Here is a 19,629-nt window from a genome sequence, read left to right on the forward strand (position 1 = left end):
TGATCAGTCGCGGAGCATCTCGGCTACGAGGAACGCCAGTTCGATGCTCTGCTGCGTGTTCAGGCGCGGGTCGCAGGCGGTCTCGTACCGACCGGCGAGGTCGAGGTCCGAGATGTCCTGGGCGCCACCGAGGCACTCGGTGACGTTGTCGCCGGTCAATTCGACGTGAATTCCGCCCGGATGCGTTCCGAGGCCGTTGTGCACCTCGAAGAATCCCTGCACCTCGTCGACGATGCGGTCGAAGTGCCGCGTCTTGTAGCCGGTCGAGGCCTCGTGGGTGTTGCCGTGCATCGGATCGCACTGCCAGATGACCTGGTGGCCGGTGGCCTGAACCTTCTCGATGATGGCGGGCAGGATGTCGCGCACCTTGCCGTTGCCCATGCGTGAAATCAGCGTCAGACGTCCCGGCTTGTTGGTCGGGTCGAGACGCTCGACGTACTCGACGGCCATCTCGGGCGTGGTCGTGGGCCCGATCTTGAGACCGATCGGGTTGGAGATCAGCTCGGCCAGCGCGATGTGCGCCCCGTCGAGCTGGCGGGTGCGGTCGCCGATCCACAGGAAGTGCGCGGACAGGTCGTACAGCTTGGGGTGATCGTCGGTGTTGTCCAGGCGCAGCATCGCACGCTCGTAGTCGAGCACGAGTGCTTCGTGACTGGCGAAGATCTGCGCGGTGTGCAGGTTGGGGTCCGAGACGCCGCAGGCATCCATGAAGCGCAGTCCGCGATCGATCTCCCCCGCGAGCGCCTCGTAGCGGGCACCGGCGGGCGACTGGGCGACGAACTCGCGGTTCCAGTCGTGCACCTTGTGCAGATCCGCCATACCGGCACCGGTCAGTGCGCGGACCAGGTTCATCGCCGCGCTTGCATTGGCGTAGGCGCGCACCAGTCGCGACGGATCGTGGCCGCGGACGCTCTCGTCGGCGACGAGGGAGTTGATCATGTCGCCGCGGTAGGACTGCAGACCGAGCGCGTCGATGTTCGACGAACGCGGCTTGGCGTACTGCCCGGCGATACGGGCGACCTTGACCACCGGCATGCTCGCGCCGTAGGTGAGCACCACCGCCATCTGCAGCAGCGTGCGGATGTTGCCCTTGATGTGCGGCTCGGTGTTGTCGACGAACGTCTCGGCGCAATCGCCACCCTGCAGCAGGAAGGCCTCACCGCGAGCGACGGCGGCGAGCTTGTCCGACAACGCCTCCACCTCACCAGCGACGGTGATCGGCGGAACGCTCTCGAGCACCTTGCGCATGTCGGCAGCATGCTCGGGATCCCACTGCGGTTGCTGCGCAGCCGGCTTGGCCAACGCATCGTCCAATCGAGAGCGCAACGTCGGTGACAACGGCGGCAGGTCGGGCAAGCGATCGATGGGTACGTCGACAGTCCAGTTCACCGCTACAGGATATTCGCACCGCCGAAGCCGCAGGACAACGGGTGTTCACCCGCGGTACGAGTACTCCTCGATCGCCTGGAACTTCGCCAGATTGTGCCGCGCGTCGGCGAGGGCGTCGTGCGCGTCGTCCGGCACCGACGGCAGCTCGGGACTGCCGCGATCCTCCCAGTGCTGGCGCAGCTCACGGGTGAACCGTGGCAACGAACGCGGCAATTCGGTCATCGAGCCCCACAGCTGGCAGAGCGCCACGTGGTCGTAAGCCGCCACCCACGCCCACAGTTCGACCTCGGCACCGTAGTGCGGAACGAGAAATTCGAGCAGTTCGTCTCGGATTCGTGACCGGCTCATCCACAGCGGCGACGAGTACGGTGGCAGCTTGGGAAGCACGTTGCGGCGGACCCAGCGGCCGGCGCGCTCGGGATCGAACTCGGAGGACACCGCATAGAACTCGCGACCGTCCTCCGACACCACACCGATCGAGACCAACTCGATTGTGCGACCATCCTCGATGAACTCTGTGTCGTAGAAGTAGCGCACGCGGCTCACCCTAGCGCGTACCCGACACGCCCCCCACGTACCGGTAGCCCCGATCCGAACAGCCCTGAAAGGGAACGTTGTGACCTCGCCCGACACCAACCGTCCGGTCGCCGAAGCATCGGAGCCTGCCGCGCCGACGCGACGCCGGTGGCCGAGTTGGGCGGTGGCGTCGAGCAGGGTCCTGGTCCTGATCGGTGCCGTCGTCGGTGTGCTGTTCCATCTCAACGGCTTTCCGGGTCTGCGCACGATCGGTGAGCATTACCGACTCGATCTGGACGTGTATCGACTCGGCGGTCAGGTGTTCGCCGAGGGCGGGGATCTCTACGGTCAGCTGCCACCGATCGCGACCGGTACGACGCTGCCGTTCACCTATCCCCCGATCGCCGCGGCGATCTTCAGCCCGCTGTCGTCGGTGTCGCTGTACGCCGCGTCGATCGCGGTCACCGTGCTGTCGATGCTCTTGCTGCTGGTGACCGTCGTGGTGACCCTCACCTCGCTGGGTCTGCGTCCCCGCACGCTCGTATGGTGGTCTGCCGGAGCGGTGTTCGCGGTGGCCGTGCTGCTGCTCGAGCCGGTCACCTCGACGCTGAACTACGGGCAGATCAACATCGTGCTGATGGCGTTCGTTGCACTGGACTGCCTGCCGAAGAAGACGCCGTGGCCCCGAGGAGTGCTGATCGGTCTCGTGGCCGCCGTCAAGCTCACACCCGCGGTGTTCGTACTGTTCTTCTTGTTGCGCAAGGACTTTCGAGCTGCAGTGGTGTCGGTACTGAGTTTTGCGGTGTTCACCGCGATCGGTTTCGCGCTGACGTGGTCCGACTCGGTGAAGTACTGGACCGAGACGATCGTCGATTCCGACCGAATCGGCGGCCCGGCCTACCCGCCCAACCAGTCGATCACCGGAGTGCTCGCGCGGCTCGGGTTGGACGAATTGCCCCGGTCGATCCTGTGGCTCGCGTTGTCGGTGGTGGTACTCGCCATTGCGGCGGTGGCGATGCGAAAAGCGTTCGCCGCAGGCGAGACTGCGCTCGCGCTGACGATCAACGCCATGTTCGGTCTGCTGGTCTCGCCGGTCTCGTGGTCACACCACTGGGTGTGGGCCATCCCGTTCACAGTGGTGCTCGCCGTCCTCGGCTACCGCCGCCGCAGTGCGTTGCTGGCGACTCTGGTGGCCGTCGGGCTGGCGTTGATGCTCTATCCGCCGCACTGGAAGCTCGGCGAGGGCCGATGGAGCGGTCTGGGCTGGCCGCTCGTGGATCAGTTCGCTGCCTCGGGCTACGTGTGGTGGGCGCTCGCGTCGATCGTCGCGCTGGCCGCGATCGGGTGGACCGACCGAACCGATACGACAGCCGGCACCCGTTCCGCACTCTGATCGCGGAGCTGGCCGGCAGAGATTCAGCTGGCCTTGGAATCCGGGATACGCTGCGCCGTCGGAGCCGACTCCGCTTCGGGTGCAGTCTTCTTCAGAGATGCGGCGTACACGTCCACGTACTCCTGACCGGAGAGCAACATCAGGTCGTACATCACCTCGTCGGTGACGGCGCGCTCGACGAAACGGTTGCCGGCCATACCTTCGAAGCGCGAGAAGTCGATGGGCTTTCCGATCCGAATGGTGACCTTCGCCGGACGCCACACACGCGAACCGATCGGGTTCATCTTCTCGGTACCGATCATCGCGACCGGAATCACCTGGACCCCGGTCTGCAGTGCCAGACGCGCCATCCCGGTCTTGCCCTTGTACAGCCGAGCGTCGGGTGACCGCGTGCCCTCGGGGTAGATACCGAGAACCTTGCCTGCTTCGATCACGCGCACGCCTGCGTTGAGTGCGTCCTGTGCCGCGTCGGCTCCGGTGCGATCGATCGGTACCTGCCCGACCGCGGTGAAGAACCACTTCTGGAACGCGCCCTTGAGGCCCGGTCCGGTGAAGTACTCGCTCTTGGCGAGGAACGTGATGCGCCTGGGCGTCTTGAGCGGGAGATAGAAAGAATCGAGAACAGCCTTGTGGTTGCTGGCCAGAATGACCGGACCCTCCGTCGGGATGTTCTCCGCACCCTCGATCGTGGGCCGACCCAGGGCGATGAGAAGGGGGCCGACGAAAATGTACTTAACCAGCCAGTACCACATTGACATGCTCCCTGATGGTGGTCGGGAAATCGTTTGGTGCCGCCTCGCCCTGGAGCGAATCGACTGCGGTCGTGCATCCTCGAACCGTGCCGCGTAGTGAACTGTACCCACGGTTTATGACACCAGCCACATCATCTCCGACACCGGGACAGAGGTCACAGGAAGCGAGCGAAGAACGGTCAGCGAACCCCGGTGACGAACACCGTCCGGGCCAACTCCGCGGCCCCGATCATGCCTGCTGCCTCACCGAGTTGAGTACTGCGGATTCGGGCGAGGGGTCGATGCCCCGCACCGGTCACCAGCTCCGCGTACTTGTCGGTCGCGCGGGCCAGGAACTGACTCGACGACGTCGCCACTCCACCGGCCAACACGATCAGATCGGGGTCGTACACGTCGCTGACCATCGAGAGCCCGACTCCGAGCCACTGCGCGAAGTCTTCCATGGTGCGGCGGGCGATCGAGTCACCCTCGTGCGCAGCACTGGCAATTCGGCGGCCGGTCAGAGAACCCGGATCGAGAAACACCTCCCGTGCCAGGGTCGTCGACGACGCCGGGTCCGCCGCCAGCAACTCGACTGCGGTGTCCACCAGAGCGGTGCCGCTGCAGTACCGCTCCCAACAACCGCGCTTGCCGCACGGGCATGCCCGCCCGTCCGGCACGACCTGGATGTGACCGAGTTCCGGTGCCACGCCGTGGCTACCCCGATAGATCCTGCCGTCGATCAGCAGCGCCGCACCGATGCCGGTACCGATGGCCACCATCACCACGTTGCGGCCCCCGGACGCGGCACCGAAGCGATACTCGGCCCACGCCGCAGAATTGGCGTCGTGCTCGAGCAGCACCGGCAGACCGATGCGCATGCTCATCTCCGTCGCCACGGGGGTGTTCACCCACGGCAGGTGCGGGGCGAAGAGAACCGTCGTGCGATCGGAGTCGATGAACCCGGCGACGGCGAGCCCGACGGCCGCGATGTCGTGTCGCCCGGCCAGCTCCTGCACGGCCCGGTCGAGACCGCGTTCGAGCGCGCGAGCAGTGTGCGGAGTAGGAGCGGCCGTCGAGTCGAGCACCTGACCGTCCTCGTCGACGACGGACGCCCGCAAGCTGGTCCCGCCCACGTCGATGCCTACCGTCAGCCGCTGGTGGTGCCGCTTCATTCGTTCATGCCTTCCTCGGCCGTCCCCCACGCGGCCTGCACCCGAGTCGCTCCGCTCACGGACGCTCCTGCTCGTCCGAACGCGAATTCTTCACTCGAACGGTAATCGGAACGAACGACGCGGGGCGGTCATCCTGAAGTTTCGTGTCGACCGACACGTCCGCGACCTCCGCCGGGTCCGCGGGGGTGCCGGCACTGCCGGGCCCGGATTCGGCCGCGGTCCCAGATGACGGCGGGGTGGTCTGAGCCTGCGCTGCGGAGTGCGCCGCCCCGGAGGTCGTGTGATCGGCGAGCAGCTGACGCAACAGCGCGATCACCACGGCGCTCTCGGAGGCCACCAGCTCGACGAGATCGTGGCGCTCCCCGCGCACCAGAGCCGCGAGTGCGCAGACCGGGCACCAACTGCATCCCTGTTGGTCCCGATCCTGCTGCGTCTCGGCGACGCGACGCATAATGGGCTCGAGTCGCGTCAGCACGGTGTCGGCCAGGGCCAGCAGGTCCGCCCCCAGCTCGGAATGGTCCGAGTTCATCGACACACCCCGGCCGCCAGGGTCGTAGGAGTCACAGTGGCCACACGTCGGGGTTCGGACGAAAACGCACCACCAGGCACGGTCCGTCGAGTTCGGCGGAGTCGGCGACGCACCGACGCAGCACCGACGCCAATCTGATGCGCCGTCGCCTCCCGTCGGCACTCACTATCAAGTCGTCCTCCACTCGCCCCAGGCCCAAGGTCGTCGAATCCACCACCGGCAGCAGCATTCTCATCGCGTACACGGATTCGAGTCCGCTACCCGACTCGAGTACCACCGAAGGCTGCTCACCCCAGCCCGGCGCGCGCCGTTCGAGGGAGTCCGGTTCGAGGCGATCGGCCACATCTTGCAAGGGCCCCAACCCTACCGGTTCACCGGGAGCGTGCTCCACCTCCACGACCGGCACCGTACCGATGCGTCGGCGCAGCTCGGCGACCGCGTCGAGCTGCGCCGCCCGCCACCTCTCGAACCAGAACACCGCCGGATGAGCGCCCACCAGACCGATCGACGACGCGTTGAGCTTCGGCAGGATTCTGTTGACCAGAACACGATCGATTCTGATTCCGAGCAGAGCAGCTGCCGACAGCGTTCTTTCCGCGTCGACGATGGAGAGCTGTTCGGCAGTGACGACCACGGTCGCCCCGGTACGGGCGGAGTCGGTGATCAGGGACCGGACGGAGTCGACCTGCGCGAGGATTCGCTCGATCATCGCCACCACGAGGGTCAGACGTACATCGGAGCCGGTGCCGGCGACCATTCGAGCATGCAGGGGCCAGATCCGCTCGACGTACGCGGCGACGGTATCGGGCAGCTGCAGCGTTCGCAGGGCATCCGCCGACGCGGGAAGGTCGACTATCACTGTGTCCCAGCGATTCTCGTCGGCAAGACGGCAGATCTCGTGCATTCCGAGCAGCTCTTCGACTCCGGGCAGACCGAGCAGCTCCTCCGGTTCGATCGCTCCGAAGCTCACCCCGTGCTCGTGTCCCGTGGACGCCACGGCCATCAACGAGCCCAACCCCCGGTACCGCGCTTCGAGCAACGTCAACGTGTCGATCTCGACGATGTCGAGGCCGGGCGCGATCGAACGAACACCGGACGGGCCCTCGGCCTCGGCGTCCCCCGCGAATGCGTCGGCCAGCGAGTGCGCCTGGTCGACGGAGGCGATCAGTACCCGTTCACCGGCCTGGGCCAGTCGCAGCCCGGACGCAGCCGCCAGCGTCGTCTTACCCGCGCCACCTTTGCCGAGGAACAGCAACACCGTGGTGCGGGCTTCGGTGCGAGCTTCGCTCAGCCTTCGACCCGCTTCTTCAATTCCTTGAGCGCGGTGTCGGTGATGACCTTCTCTGCCTTGCGCTTGAACAGACCGATCATCGGGATGTTGAGATCGACGGTGAGCTCGTACGTCACGTCGGTGCCGCTGCCGGTCTCCTTCAACGTGTACGAGCCGTTCTGCGACTTCTGCATCTCACCCGATACGAGGTTCCACGAGACCGAATTGCCGTCGGCAGCCCAGTCGTACTCGAGCTCGTAGGTGTCCTTCACCATCCCTGCGTCCAACACGAACTTGACGCGCTTTCCGCGGCCGTCCGCACCGACCTCGAGGACCTCGACGGATTTCGCGGCCGACACCCACGTGGGGTACGCGTCGAAATCGGCGATGACGTCCATGACCCGGCTCGGTGGGGCTTCGACGACGATCGACCTCTGGGTTTTCTCCGCCATGACTACTGGTCCGCTTCCTCTCGGGTACATCGATCAGCTCGGTTCGCTTCGGTGCCGTCGAACTCGCGCAGGCCTATCTCACACGATCGGTCCGCCGACGCACAACGCGAACCGGCCGACCGTACCGCGCGGTTCATTCGCGAGTCGAAGTCGACGCTACGTGGTGGGGTGCCTCACCTGCCGACCGACCGGCCTCGAGCTCTCGTTTGAGCTCGAATGTCATCGCACGTCCGGCCACCCGCCGGGCGTGCTGATGCGCCGCGACGTCGGCGTCTGCGGTGGGTTCGGCGTGCAGGAAGTAATGCACGATCACACCGTCCAGCGCAGGCTCGAGCCACAGTTCCATCGTTCCGACGACACCGCCGCGCACCGCCCAGCGGATCCCCTTCTCACCCCGGTCCTCGGTTACGGTCAGATTCAGATCGGGCCACCATCGACGCCACCGCTCGGGCGAGGCGAACGCGTGAGCCACCCGCTCGCCGGGGGCGGCCACGAACGTCTGATCCGCAACTTGAATACTGCTCATCGACAGAGCTTCACATACCGCGTCCCCGGCCGTGCGCGTCGAGGTGTCTTCGAAGGCCCCGAGCCCGGGTCTAGAGTATCTGTGAAGCCGAGCTATCGACTTTCGTTCTCCCCGTTCTATCCGGAGGTAATCCCGTGCGCGAGTTCACCGTCGCCGCAAAATACGACATCGCGGACACCGACTCGGCTGTCGATACCGTCTTCGTCCGCGCCCGCAACTCACCGAACGCAACAGTGTTCCGCCGCCAGGTCGATGAGCAGTGGCTCGACGTCACCGCCGCCGAGTTCGAGCAACTGGTGGTGGGAGTGGCACAGGGCCTGATCGCCGCCGGCATCGAGCAGGGCGATCGCGTCGCTCTGATGTCGTCGACGCGATTCGAGTGGTCGGTTCTCGACTACGCGATCTGGGCCGCGGGCGGCGTGACGGTACCGATCTACGAGACGTCCTCGGCCGGGCAGGTGGAATGGATTCTCGAAGACGCCGAGCCGGTCCTGCTGATCCTCGAGAACGACGCACACGTGCTGGAGACGAAGGACGTTGTGGCAGCGGCCCCGTCGGTCCGCACGACGTTCGTCATCGAGAACGCATCAGGCACGGACGCAGTGCAGGCGCTGATCGACGGCGGTGCTGCGGTCTCCGAAGACCAGGTGCATCAACGTGTTTCAGCACTCGCCTCGTCGGACCCGGCAACCTTGATCTACACCTCGGGAACCACCGGTCGCCCCAAGGGCGTCCAACTCACCCATGCCAATCTGCTCGCCGAATCACTCGGGATTCGCGAGACCTCACTGAAATCACTGATGAGGCAGGGCCGTAGCACGCTGATGTTCCTTCCGCTCGCGCATGTTCTCGCACGCGCAGTGAGCATCGCGTCGTTCGACGCCGGAGTCACTCTCGGCCACACCAACGACATCCCGAACCTCGTCGCGACGTTCGGCACGTTCCAGCCGGACTTCATCCTCTCGGTTCCGCGAGTGTTCGAGAAGGTCTTCAACACCGCAAAGCAAAAGGCGCACGCAGACGGCAAGGGAAAGATCTTCGACCTCGCCACCGAATGCGCAGTGGCATGGAGTGAAGCCCAGGACACCGGCGGACCGGGAATCGTGTTGCGCGCCAAGCACACCGTGTTCGACAAGTTGGTCTACGGCAAGCTTCGGGCAGCGCTCGGCGGCAAGTGCGAACTCGCCATCTCCGGCGGAGCGCCTCTCGGTTCCCGTCTGGGCCATTTCTACCGGGGCATCGGCGTGACGATCTACGAGGGCTACGGGCTGACCGAAACCACCGCGGCGTTCGCGGTCAACACCATCGGATTCCAGCGCGTGGGCAGCGTCGGGCGCCCCTTGCCCGGCAACACCGTGCGTATCGCCGAGGACGGAGAGATCCAACTCCGCGGACCGGTCGTGTTCGACGGCTATTGGCGCAACGAGGTCGCGACCGCCGAGTCGCTGGACGACGGCTGGTTCCGCACCGGCGATCTCGGTTCCGTCGACGACGACGGATACATCACCATCTCGGGTCGCAAGAAGGAACTGATCGTCACCGCAGGCGGCAAGAACGTCTCACCGGCCGGACTGGAAGACCAGTTGCGGGCGGGCGCGCTGATCAGCCAGGCAGTCGTCGTGGGCGATCAGAAGCCCTTCATCGGCGCGCTCATCACCCTGGATCCGGATGCGTTCGATCGCTGGAAGTCCTCCCACGGCAAGGCCGCCGACGCCACCGCAGCCGATCTGCAGACCGACCCCGAGCTCGTCGCGGAGATCGACGCCGCCGTCGCCGACGCGAACAAGTCCGTCTCGCATGCAGAGTCGATCAAGAAGTATCGACTTCTCCCCCACGACTTCTCGGAGGAGAACGGCGAGCTGACTCCCACCATGAAGCTCAAGCGCAACGTCATCACCGCGGCCTACGCCGACGAGATCGAATCGATCTACGCCCGGTAGGTGCACCGCATCGCGGTGACGAACGTCAGATCAGCGACCGCAGCTTCTCGGTCAGCACGTCCCAGCGCCATTCCGCGTCCACCCATGCGCGGCCGGCGTTGCCCATCTGCGTGGCCAGCGTGCGATCGGAGAGGATCTTCACGATCGCGTCGGTGATGTCCGAGACCGACGTCCCGTCGACGACGAGGCCGGTCTTGTTGTGCTGCACCGCTTCCGGCGCACCCCCGGACATGCCGGCAACGACGGGTACACCGCAGGAGGACGCTTCGAGGTAGACGATGCCGAGACCTTCTACATCGAGGCCTGCGCCTCGGGTTCGGCTCGGCATCGCGAACACGTCGGCGATGGTGTGGTGGGCGGCGAGCTCCGCCGACGGCACGGTGCCGGTGAACACCACGTGTTGTTCCATCCCGGTGGATCGAACGAGCTCGCGCAGAGTCTTCTCGTACGGCCCGCCGCCGACGATCACCAGGACCGCTCCGTCGACGGCTCGGCGGATCCCCGGGAGCGCCCGGATCAGGAAATCCTGACCCTTGCGCGGAACGAGCCGGGACAGGCACAGAATTGTGGGGCGATCACCGAGGCCGTAGCGCGCGCGTAATTCCGCTCGCGCGGCGTCGTCGGGCACGAAGCGATCGGTATCGACACCGGGCGGCAGATGTTCGAGGGCGGCAGACCGACCGAACGCCGAGCTGAAGCGCCCCCGGGTGTACTTGCTGACGTAGGTCACCACGTCGGTGTTCTCGCCGATCGTGCGCAGGGTCGCCCGCCCGCCCGGCACCATCGACCAACCGACCTCGTGACCGTGTGTACTCGCGACGATGCGGTCGGCCCCGGCCTTGCGCAGGTACGACGACATCACCGCCAGCGGAGCCGAGGCACCGAACCACACCGAATCGCAGCCTCGGGACTTCAGGATTCGAGCCGCACGACGCGCAACGAGCGGAGTCGGCAACATCAGTGTCGTCGGATGCCTGATCACCTCGAAAGGCTGTCTGGCGTCGAACTTCTCGTGCGAGTCGCCGCGCCACCGAGGTGCGTACACCACCAGCTCGTCGGCCGGGAGCTGCGAGGCGAAGCTGTGCAGATAGGACTGAATACCACCCGGGCGAGGAGGAAAGTCGTTCGTCACGAGCAGAGTACGACGCATGGCGTCAACCGTAGCGCCCCGTCTCAGCGGGCCTGGAGAGCCACCCAGTCGCCCCACGCGGCCACGAATTGCGCCTGGCTCATCCCCAACACCGACGCGAAGGCAGAGTCGGTGGAGCTCTCGGACACGAGCGCTTCGTACAGAGTGCGCAGCGTCGGCTCCCCGAACCGATCGGCCACGAATGCGAACACCGACCACGCCGATTCGTAGGCCACACTCGACCTGGCACCCCCGGCACCGAAATCCTCGTTCTTCGGCAGCACCGTCGGCGGCCCACCGGCCGCCACGATCGCCGCGAGAGTGGGCGCGAGTTGCGCGAACTCGGCACCGGAATTTCGGTACCCGGAATAGTCTGCGAACCCCTCCGACACCCACAACTCCGTACCGTCGGACGTCTGCGCCCTCGCCGCCACATGGGTCAACTCGTGTCGCAGAACCGAGCGCACGGTGAACGGCGTCAACCGCGTCGCGGCGTCAGGACCGAACACCACCCGCTGACCCGTCGGACGGGAGCCGTCGCCCGCAACCGCGTCGGACACCGTCACCGCGGCCACGTCGGTGGACGGATCGGACCCCGTCAGTTCGGCGAACTCCTGCGCGGAGGACGCGACGAACACCAGCCCGTCGCGCGCCCAGTCGTCTCCCCAGAAATCGGTGACGGCCGCGATTGCCGACGGAAGTTCGGCCGCGAGGCTCTCGACGAACTGCTCGCGGTCCGGATGCCCCATGACCACCGATGTCCCGGCCGCGGTGGGCACCGAACGAACGGTCAAAGGACCGAAATCCCACGGCCCACGCCAGGTGTGGCGGCGGTACTCGGTCAGGTCCGCATCGTCGACCAGCCGCCATCGACCGTCCCGCTCGGCGACGACGAGTGAGACCGGCCGACGCGTCGGCGATGCGTCCGGCCCGGTGACCGCGTACCGCAGATACACAGGGGGTGCCCAGACATCGGTGGCATCCAGCGCCTCGGCGATCGGCGGCGGAACCGGAGTTTCGGGCTCGTCACCCAGGTCGTAGCCGAACTCGGAGAAGGGGACGCCCGGCACCACCGCAGCCCGGCGCATCTGTGCCTCCACGAAGTCGGGGTCGGCCTGCGGATCCATCGATTCACGCAGTGCATCGAGATCGCCGGAGCGAACCGCACGCGCCCATTGGTCGAGGAGAACGGTCACATCGGCACGGCGCTGCTGATCGTAGGTCGGCGGGTTCGGAGCGGCTGTCACGTCGGCGGTCCCAGTGCTGGACGTGCCGTCGAATCGGTGAATCAGGACGACCGAGGCGGCCACGACCACGACGACCACGACTGCAAGCCAGCGCAACCGTGACGATCGGAGGAGAACATGCAACCCGGATGGCCGGTTGGAGGCGCTCATGCCGCCATTCGTCGATCGTCGAGACACACCCTCAGTATCGGCGTGCCCCGTAGTACGGGAACGAGGCCATCGATTGCACCTTCACGGGAACACCGAACGTGGAGGCATGCAGCACGTTGCCGTTTCCGGCGTAGATACCGACGTGTGAGATGTCCGGATAGAACAGGACGACGTCACCCGGCTGCAGATCCTTCTGATCCACCGGAGTTCCGCCTGCTGCCTGCGCCTGGCTCGACCGCGGCAACGTCTTGCCCACCTGCTTGTACGCCCAGACGACCAAACCGGAGCAGTCGAAGCCATCCGGGCCGGTTGCGCCCCAGACGTACGGCTTGCCGATCTGCGTCAGGCCGGCCTGCAACGCGCTGGCCCCCGATCCTGGCGTCAGGTTCTGCAGAATCGTCGAGGGGTCGAAGCCGTCGGGCAGGGCCGAACCGGCCAGAGCCAGTTGCTCCGAGGACGAGAGCGCACTGTAGGCGGCCATGACCTCGGCTATCTGACCCTGCAGCTCGCTCTGTTTGGCCTGAAGGTCGTCGCTGACGGCCTTGGCCTGTTCGGCGGCGACGCGTGCCTGGTCTGCGGCCGTCGTTGCGGCCTGCTCGGCCGTCACTGCATCCGAGCTGGCCTGCTTGAATCGAGCGACCTGGTCGGCGGTCTCCGCAGAGATCACGTCCAGTGCCGACATCTGGTCGAGCAACTGCTGTGGCGAGTCGCTGACCATGACGGCGAACAGTCGGTTGGTCCGCGCACCCTGATAGTTGACGTTGGCAACCTTGTCCATGGCCGGTTTGAGCTGCGCCAACTGCGCTTGCGCTGCGTCCAGGGCTGCACGGCTCTGGTCGACGGCGACCTGTGCGTCGAGTTGCTGCTGGTTCTTGGCGTCGAGATCGATCTGAGCATTGTGCAGAGATTCGGTGGTCTGTTCGGACTGGCGAGAAAGCTCGGCGAGCTCGGTCTGCGCGTCGGACGCGGAGTCGAATCCCGGCTGTGCGGTCGCCGGCGTCATCGGCACCACGGCCATGCATGCGGTCAGTGCGACAGCAACCGCCGAATTGCGGGCAAGCCGCAACGCACGGGTAGATCTCGATATCGCCACGGAAAGCGACTCTCCGTCCTCACACATGTCACCTCGTCCGAGGCAACGGCTTGAAAAGTAGACCGAAAACGAACCATACCCATGCTCTTACGGGCGCGGACGTGAACACGGTCCGAAATCGATGGGGGTTCTAGGTGACAGGTCACAAAGTAAACATCGACCAGGTCTCGATCAGATTACGAACTGGATGCTTCCCTGTCCACCGGACCGGCGTGTCGCGCGGTCCGTGTCCGGATACGACGACAGGGTCGAGCCGATACACGGCTCGACCCTGTCGGTCGGTTCACAACGAACGTCGGTTGCTCGAGTCAGTAACGGCGAGCACCGTCGAACGGCATCGAGTCGACGGGCGCGACCTTGACCGGCACACCGGAGGTGGATGCGTGCACAACGTTGCCGTTGCCGATGTACATGCCCGAGTGCGAGCCGTCGTAGAACGAGACGACGTCACCGGGGGCCAGGCTGTCGCGCGAGACCGGAGTGCCCGCGGCTGCCTGGTCGTAGCTCGTACGGGGCAGGCTGACGCCGGCCTGCTTGTAGGCCCACTGAATCAGCCCCGAGCAGTCGAACGAATCCGGACCCGAAGCGCCGTACACATACGGTGCTCCGATCTTGGATTCTGCGGCCTGAACGGCCTTCGCTGCCGGGGTGACCTGCGGTGCCAATGGCGCACCCGGTGCAGGCGCACCCGGAATGTTGAGGGGAGGGAGGCCCGGGATGTCAGGAATCTCGAAGGTTCCGACGCCGGGAATGGTGAGGGGGGCCGCCATTGCGGGTGCAGCGGGAAGGATGACCACGCCTGCCGTGAGCGCTCCGGCTACGAGGACTCGCCGCAATGATCGGTTGGAAAGTTGTGACGCCACGAAAGATGGTGCTCCGTTTCTTCCTATCGTCCGCCGACCGAGTTAGCTGACGGGTTCGGGCTGGGAAGAGCAGCCCTACCCACCGGCCACCGTGTGGTGGCTCAGCGGGATTCACCCCAGTAGATATCGGGTTCCCGGTACGAACACTCTCGCGAGTGAACGATTAGGCGGTGACTTGCGACGCCACTCCGGTTTGGATTGGCGAGACTCCGCAAGGTCTCAGGAAGGTTACGAAATGGCATACCCCCGTGTCGACCCCAACTCGCCGAGGCGAGCGGATTCGGCTCGATTCTCGCTAGCCGGCGCGCTGATCTCCCGGTGTGTCACGAGTCGATAACAACGGAACCTCGGCGGTGTCGTCGTCGTTCACCACGAGCTTGAGGGTCGGCACGAGACCGACATCGGCGAGCACACCCATGGCACCGAGTTCTTCCTGCTCGAGAGTGATACGAGACGGCGGTCCGACCCACCGCCCGTCCGATCTCGACGGCATCCCCGGAGCCCCCAGAAGCACCGTCACGACGCAGTCCGCGCAGGCGATGTCACGGACCAGGCAGTCACTGCAGTCGATGATCATTGTGATCCTTGTCTCTTTGCGGTTTCCGGCGGCCGAATCGGCCGACGAAGCGAAAGATAACGTCGGGCACCGACAGGTTTCGTGACACGACGACGTTCGAGGGCGCGATGCGCGTTCTTGTCGGAGGTCGGCCCTAACGTCGTCCCGGTGAGCCTGCCCATCCAGCTGACGTTCGACGAACTCGATACTCCGCTGCACGAGACCACGTTCGTCGTCGTCGACCTCGAGACCACCGGCGGCAGCGCAGACACCGAGGCCATCACCGAAATCGGGGCAGTCAAGGTTCGAGGCGGCGAAATTCTCGGTGAGTTCGCCACCCTGATCGACCCGGGCAGGTCCATCCCGCCGTACATCGTGGAGCTGACCGGCATCACATCGGCGATGCTCATCGGCGCGCCGCGCATCGAGCGGGTTCTCCCCGGTTTCCTCGAATTCGCCCGAGGTTCGGTGCTGGTGGCACACAACGCCGGCTTCGACACGGGATTCCTCAAGGCCGCCGCAAGTCGTCTCGACATTGCGTGGCCACGGTTTCAGGTGCTGTGCACGGTCAAGCTGGCTCGTCGAGTTCTGACCCGCGACGAAGCCCCGTCGGTGAAGCTGTCCGCACTCTCGACTCTGTTCCGATCCGGCACCAGGCCGACCCACCGCGCACTCGACGACGCCCGGGCGACCGTCGACGTCCTGCACGGCCTCATCGAACGGGTGGGCAATCAGGGGGTTCACAGCTACGCCGAGTTGGTCGACTACCTTCCCGCGGTGTCGGCCGGCCAGCGCGCCAAACGTGGGCTGGCTGCTCATCTTCCCGGTACGCCCGGCGTCTATCTGTTCCGCGGCCCGTCCGACGAGGTCCTCTACGTCGGTACGTCCAACAACCTCAAGCGACGCGTGCGCAACTACTTCACCGGCTCGGAGACGAGAGGCCGGATGAAGGAGATGGTCGCACTGGCCACCCGCGTCGACCACGTCGAGTGTGCGCACGCGCTCGAGGCCGGGGTCCGCGAGCTACGCCTGCTCTCGGCGCACGTTCCGCCGTACAACCGCCGCTCGAAGTTCCCCAGGAAGGGGTGGTGGATCACGCTGACCGACGAGGCGTTCCCTCGCCTGTCGATCGTTCGCACACCGGCACCGAACAGTCTCGGACCGTTCTCGGTTCGCGGCGACGCCGCAGAGGCCGCGGCGCTCGTCGCGGAGTTCTGCCGCCTACGAACGTGCACGCGCCGTCTGGCTCGCTCGGTTCGTCACGGTGACCACTGCCCGGCAATCGACGTCGGAGGCTGCCCTGCGGCTCTGTCCGGCCCGTTGACGGCCGACGAGTACTCGGATGCCCCGACGCAGTTTCTCGCGCTCGTGTGCGGTCAGGACGACGCCGTTCTCTATTCCATGCGCCGCCGCGTCGCCGAGCTCGCGGACAAGGAGCTGTACGAGACGGCTGCTCGTCTGCGCGATCGAATCGCGATCACCGTCGATGCACTGCGCAGGATGCACCGATCGGCAGCGGTGGCCGCCATTGCCGAACTCGTTGCGGCGAAGCGGACGGCCGACGGCGGGTGGGAGTTGATCGTGGTGCGCTTCGGCCGTCTGGCCGGCGCTGCCGTCGCACCGCGCGGAGTGCATCCGATGCCCGTTGTCGACGCCATCACCGCGTCGGCCGAAACGGTGCTGCCCGATACGACCCCGCTTCGCGGCGCGCCGCCGGAGGAAGTGGGACTGATCGCGGCCTGGCTGCGCACGGACGGAGTCCGGATCGTGCGGACGAGCAGTGGGTACTGCAGCCCGGCACGGTCGGCGGGTTCGTGGGAGTCGTGGTGTCGGACGGCGAGAGAAGCAGCGAGGGCAGGAGTGGAGCCTGCGGAACGACCATTCAGGGCAGGAGTGGAGCCTGTGGAGCAGCTCTCGGGGAATGGCAGCCACTAGGGTCTGGGGTAGCTCGCGTCGGACACCGAGCTCGAGATGCTTGAGGAGCACAGATGATCAATGCCATCGTCTTGATCGACGCCGAGGCCGACTTGATTCCGGAGGCGGCCCAGGCCGTTGCCGATGTCGACGGGGTGTCGGAGGTCTATTCGTGTGCTGGGGATGTCGATTTGATCGCCATCGTCAAGGTTCGCGATCATGCTTCGATCGCAGAGGTCATCACCAAGCACATCAATCGTGTGCGGGGTGTACGCAGCACCACCACTCACATTGCGTTCCAGTCCTATTCGAGTTCCGATGTCGATGCGGGGTTCTCGATAGGCGAGTAGGCGCGCTCTGTGTCGGTCGGTGAGGTGTCAGTCGGCGAGTTCGGTGGTGCACCGACCCCAGTCGGCGAGTAACCGTGCTGCCGCGCCTGAATCGACTGCCTTTGCGGCAGTGGCCAATCCGGCTTCGATCCGGGCGTGGAGGTCGTCGGACACGCCATGGTGCGCTGCCATCGCTGCGGCGGCATTGAGCAGTACTGCGTCGCGGACGGGGCCGTGCTCACCGGCGAACACGCGGTGCGCCACGGCCGCGTTGAATTCTGCGTCTCCGCCTCTGAGTGCTTCGATGGGCGCTCGGGCGATGCCGTAATCGAGGGGGTCGATCGTCTCGACGGTCACCGAACCACCGGACACCACGTGCACGGTCGTGGTGGTGGACAGGGTGATCTCGTCCAGTCCGTCGTCGCCGCGGACGACCAGGACCGAGCTGCCGCGTCCGGCGAACACGTCCGCCATCACGGGAGCCAGACTCTCGAACGCGCAGCCGATCAGGCCTGCGCGCGGGCGGCCGGGGTTGGTCAGTGGCCCCAGCACGTTGAACACCGTCGGGATGCCGATCTCTTTGCGCGGTGCCGCGGCGAAGCGCAGTGCAGGATGGTGGATCGGCGCGAAGCAGAATCCGATACCGACCTGTTCGACGCTCGACGCGACCGCGTCGGCTCCGAGAGTCACCCGCACACCCAGTGCTTCGAGGACATCGGTCGTGCCGCTCTTGGACGACGCTGCGCGGTTGCCGTGCTTGACCACTCGCACCCCGCTGGCGGCCACGACGATCGCGGCCATCGTGGAGATGTTGACGGTGTCTGCCCCGTCACCTCCGGTGCCCACGACGTCGACGGCGTCGGTGTCGGTATCCACCAGCACCGCATGCGCGAGCATGGACTCGGCCAGACCGCTCACCTCGGCCGGAGTCGGCCCTTTCATCCTGAGTGCGACCCCGAAGGCAGCGATCTGGGCGGCGCTCGCATTGTCGGCCATGATCTCGTCCATGGCCCAGCCGGTGTCGGCGCTGGACAGGTCGGTGTGCGTCGTCAACGCGCCGAGAATTCGACGCCAGGTACGCGGCTGTTCGTCGCTGATCGCTGCGGTCATGGTGGTTCTGCCGTGCCCTTCTGCCGTCGATGCACTCGGTGCCGTGGAAGCTTAGCCAGACGCCGCGTCGGGCTGTGCGGGCTGCAGTGCGTCCCACCCGAGCACGGCTCCCCCTCGACGCTGGGCGAGGCCCGCCATGCGAGAACGCTCCTGCGAGCAGTGCAAGGCGTCGAGCACTTGAACCCGTTGCAGAACCAGAGGCACACCGTCGTCCACCCGAGGGCGGTAGCCGGTGCTCTCCGGTAGTTCGGCGGCCGGTCCCACTTCGTAGCCGTCCTGAGCCGCAACCGCCGCAGCGTCCTCGACTTGGTTGGAGGGCAACACCAGATGATGGCGGAGCACCACGTCTGCCGCTTCCGTCCACGCCGGCTGGGTCCTCGCTGCTTCATCGAGCACGGCCGAACATGCCTGTGCATCGTCGAAGCAACTCGCCACTGTCACGAGGTCGTCGCGGGCGGGGTCCAGAGGTTCTACCGTCGATCGCGAGAACAGTCTCCGAAACCATCCACCCTCGGTGCGCTTTGCCATGAGGCCAGCCTTGCACGACTGGACCCTACCGGCCCGTACAGGTCCTCTGACCAGCACGGGAACAAGGACGCACCCGGATTCGTTCCGACGCGACGCGCCAAGAGCGGACCCGGATATGCCTTCCGTACTACGACGGGTCATACTTCTCTTTGTGACGAGCGCTGTAGGGACTCAAGGATCGGCAATCACCCAACGCGTGCACTCGCTGAACCGTCCCAATATGGTCAGCGTCGGCACGATCGTGTGGCTGTCGAGTGAACTCATGTTCTTCGCCGGGCTGTTTGCGATGTACTTCGTCGCACGCGCCCAAGCGAATGGAATCTGGCCGCCGGAGCCGACGGAGCTGAACCTCGCTCTCGCTGTGCCGGTGACTGCGGTGCTGATCGCATCGTCGTTCACCTGCCAGCTGGGTGTGTTCGCCGCCGAGCGAGGTGACGTCTTCGGACTGCGCCGCTGGTACATCATCACTCTGGTGATGGGCACGTTCTTCGTGGCCGGCCAGGCGTACGAGTACTACCACATGGTCCACGAGGGCACGACGATCTCGAGCAGCGTGTACGGCTCGGTCTTCTACATCACGACCGGCTTCCACGGACTGCACGTGATCGGCGGACTCATCGCCTTCGTCTTCCTGATCACCAGAACTCTGGTCAGCAAGTTCACGCCCGCGCAGGCCACCGCCGCCATCGTCGTTTCGTACTACTGGCACTTCGTCGACATCGTCTGGATTGCCCTCTTCGCAACTATCTACTTCATCCGCTAGTGACAGTCAGCACGCCAAAGATAACG

The 19,629-nt window shown here is 65.7% G+C and carries 20 protein-coding genes and 1 riboswitch; of the genes, 5 read left to right on the forward strand and 15 right to left on the reverse strand.

The window, feature by feature from the left end:
• Window positions 1-3: 3 nt before the first annotated feature.
• Both AB0366_RS21605 and AB0366_RS21610 read right to left on the reverse strand, forming a co-directional pair.
• Window positions 4-1,389, reverse strand: a complete 1,386-nt coding sequence (locus AB0366_RS21605) for a class II 3-deoxy-7-phosphoheptulonate synthase (RefSeq protein ID WP_032394396.1) — start codon at window positions 1,387-1,389, stop codon at window positions 4-6.
• A 45-nt stretch (window positions 1,390-1,434) separates the two neighbouring features.
• Window positions 1,435-1,926: a polyadenylate-specific 3'-exoribonuclease AS gene (locus AB0366_RS21610; protein WP_027497365.1), complete on the reverse strand. Its 492-nt coding sequence runs from the start codon at window positions 1,924-1,926 to the stop codon at window positions 1,435-1,437.
• 163 nt (window positions 1,927-2,089) lie between these two features.
• Between AB0366_RS21610 and AB0366_RS21615 the strand changes: the two genes are divergently transcribed.
• Window positions 2,090-3,298: a glycosyltransferase 87 family protein gene (locus tag AB0366_RS21615; RefSeq protein WP_366245776.1), complete on the forward strand. Its 1,209-nt coding sequence runs from the start codon at window positions 2,090-2,092 to the stop codon at window positions 3,296-3,298.
• 23 nt (window positions 3,299-3,321) lie between these two features.
• Here AB0366_RS21615 and AB0366_RS21620 read toward each other — a convergent pair whose 3' ends face one another.
• The 6 genes from AB0366_RS21620 to AB0366_RS21645 form a co-directional block, all read right to left on the reverse strand.
• Window positions 3,322-4,050, reverse strand: a complete 729-nt coding sequence (locus AB0366_RS21620) for a lysophospholipid acyltransferase family protein (RefSeq protein WP_121869604.1) — start codon at window positions 4,048-4,050, stop codon at window positions 3,322-3,324.
• A gap of 179 nt (window positions 4,051-4,229) precedes the next feature.
• On the reverse strand, window positions 4,230-5,204 hold the full coding sequence (locus AB0366_RS21625) for an ROK family protein (RefSeq protein ID WP_121869603.1): 975 nt from the start codon (window positions 5,202-5,204) through the stop codon (window positions 4,230-4,232).
• Between the two features lie 55 nt (window positions 5,205-5,259).
• Window positions 5,260-5,733 (reverse strand): hypothetical protein, encoded by a 474-nt coding sequence (locus tag AB0366_RS21630; protein WP_366245743.1) that lies wholly within the window; start codon window positions 5,731-5,733, stop codon window positions 5,260-5,262.
• Between the two features lie 31 nt (window positions 5,734-5,764).
• Window positions 5,765-6,991, reverse strand: coding sequence for an ArsA family ATPase (locus AB0366_RS21635; RefSeq protein WP_366245744.1), 1,227 nt, complete (start codon window positions 6,989-6,991; stop codon window positions 5,765-5,767).
• A 29-nt stretch (window positions 6,992-7,020) separates the two neighbouring features.
• A complete protein-coding gene (locus AB0366_RS21640) occupies window positions 7,021-7,455 on the reverse strand; it encodes an SRPBCC family protein (RefSeq protein ID WP_366245745.1) in 435 nt (144 codons plus the stop codon).
• Between the two features lie 133 nt (window positions 7,456-7,588).
• A complete protein-coding gene (locus AB0366_RS21645) occupies window positions 7,589-7,981 on the reverse strand; it encodes a polyketide cyclase / dehydrase and lipid transport (RefSeq protein ID WP_366245746.1) in 393 nt (130 codons plus the stop codon).
• A gap of 134 nt (window positions 7,982-8,115) precedes the next feature.
• Here AB0366_RS21645 and AB0366_RS21650 point away from each other — a divergent pair, with 134 nt between their 5' ends.
• Entirely contained in the window at window positions 8,116-9,921 is a 1,806-nt protein-coding gene (locus AB0366_RS21650; protein WP_366245747.1) for a long-chain fatty acid--CoA ligase, read from the forward strand.
• Between the two features lie 25 nt (window positions 9,922-9,946).
• Here the strand turns inward: AB0366_RS21650 and AB0366_RS21655 are convergent, their stop codons facing one another.
• The 5 genes from AB0366_RS21655 to AB0366_RS21675 form a co-directional block, all read right to left on the reverse strand.
• A complete protein-coding gene (locus AB0366_RS21655; protein WP_366245748.1) occupies window positions 9,947-11,071 on the reverse strand; it encodes a glycosyltransferase family 4 protein in 1,125 nt (374 codons plus the stop codon).
• A 23-nt stretch (window positions 11,072-11,094) separates the two neighbouring features.
• Entirely contained in the window at window positions 11,095-12,447 is a 1,353-nt protein-coding gene (locus AB0366_RS21660; RefSeq protein WP_366245749.1) for a hypothetical protein, read from the reverse strand.
• Window positions 12,448-12,478: 31 nt separating this feature from the next.
• Window positions 12,479-13,465, reverse strand: coding sequence for a C40 family peptidase (locus tag AB0366_RS21665; RefSeq protein WP_121872347.1), 987 nt, complete (start codon window positions 13,463-13,465; stop codon window positions 12,479-12,481).
• Window positions 13,466-13,848: 383 nt separating this feature from the next.
• Window positions 13,849-14,403, reverse strand: a complete 555-nt coding sequence (locus AB0366_RS21670) for a C40 family peptidase (protein ID WP_366245750.1) — start codon at window positions 14,401-14,403, stop codon at window positions 13,849-13,851.
• 18 nt (window positions 14,404-14,421) lie between these two features.
• Window positions 14,422-14,583, reverse strand: a riboswitch (cyclic di-AMP (ydaO/yuaA leader).
• Between the two features lie 115 nt (window positions 14,584-14,698).
• Window positions 14,699-14,980 (reverse strand): hypothetical protein, encoded by a 282-nt coding sequence (locus AB0366_RS21675; protein WP_094612697.1) that lies wholly within the window; start codon window positions 14,978-14,980, stop codon window positions 14,699-14,701.
• Window positions 14,981-15,127: 147 nt separating this feature from the next.
• Here AB0366_RS21675 and AB0366_RS21680 point away from each other — a divergent pair, with 147 nt between their 5' ends.
• Both AB0366_RS21680 and AB0366_RS21685 read left to right on the forward strand, forming a co-directional pair.
• Window positions 15,128-16,894 carry a DEDD exonuclease domain-containing protein gene (locus AB0366_RS21680; protein ID WP_366245751.1) on the forward strand — a complete coding sequence of 589 codons (1,767 nt, stop codon included), beginning with the start codon at window positions 15,128-15,130 and terminating at the stop codon, window positions 16,892-16,894.
• A gap of 53 nt (window positions 16,895-16,947) precedes the next feature.
• A complete protein-coding gene (locus tag AB0366_RS21685) occupies window positions 16,948-17,223 on the forward strand; it encodes an Lrp/AsnC ligand binding domain-containing protein (protein ID WP_121869594.1) in 276 nt (91 codons plus the stop codon).
• A gap of 27 nt (window positions 17,224-17,250) precedes the next feature.
• On the opposite strand, the gene trpD is transcribed toward AB0366_RS21685, so the two are convergent.
• A complete protein-coding gene (gene trpD, locus AB0366_RS21690) occupies window positions 17,251-18,312 on the reverse strand; it encodes an anthranilate phosphoribosyltransferase (RefSeq protein WP_121869593.1) in 1,062 nt (353 codons plus the stop codon).
• A gap of 51 nt (window positions 18,313-18,363) precedes the next feature.
• Window positions 18,364-18,840: a hypothetical protein gene (locus tag AB0366_RS21695; protein ID WP_366245753.1), complete on the reverse strand. Its 477-nt coding sequence runs from the start codon at window positions 18,838-18,840 to the stop codon at window positions 18,364-18,366.
• Between the two features lie 151 nt (window positions 18,841-18,991).
• Between AB0366_RS21695 and AB0366_RS21700 the strand changes: the two genes are divergently transcribed.
• A complete protein-coding gene (locus AB0366_RS21700) occupies window positions 18,992-19,603 on the forward strand; it encodes a heme-copper oxidase subunit III (RefSeq protein ID WP_094612701.1) in 612 nt (203 codons plus the stop codon).
• The last annotated feature ends 26 nt before the right edge of the window (window positions 19,604-19,629 follow it).

The sequence above is a fragment of the Rhodococcus sp. NPDC076796 genome (assembly GCF_040702765.1).
GTDB lineage: Bacteria > Actinomycetota > Actinomycetes > Mycobacteriales > Mycobacteriaceae > Rhodococcoides.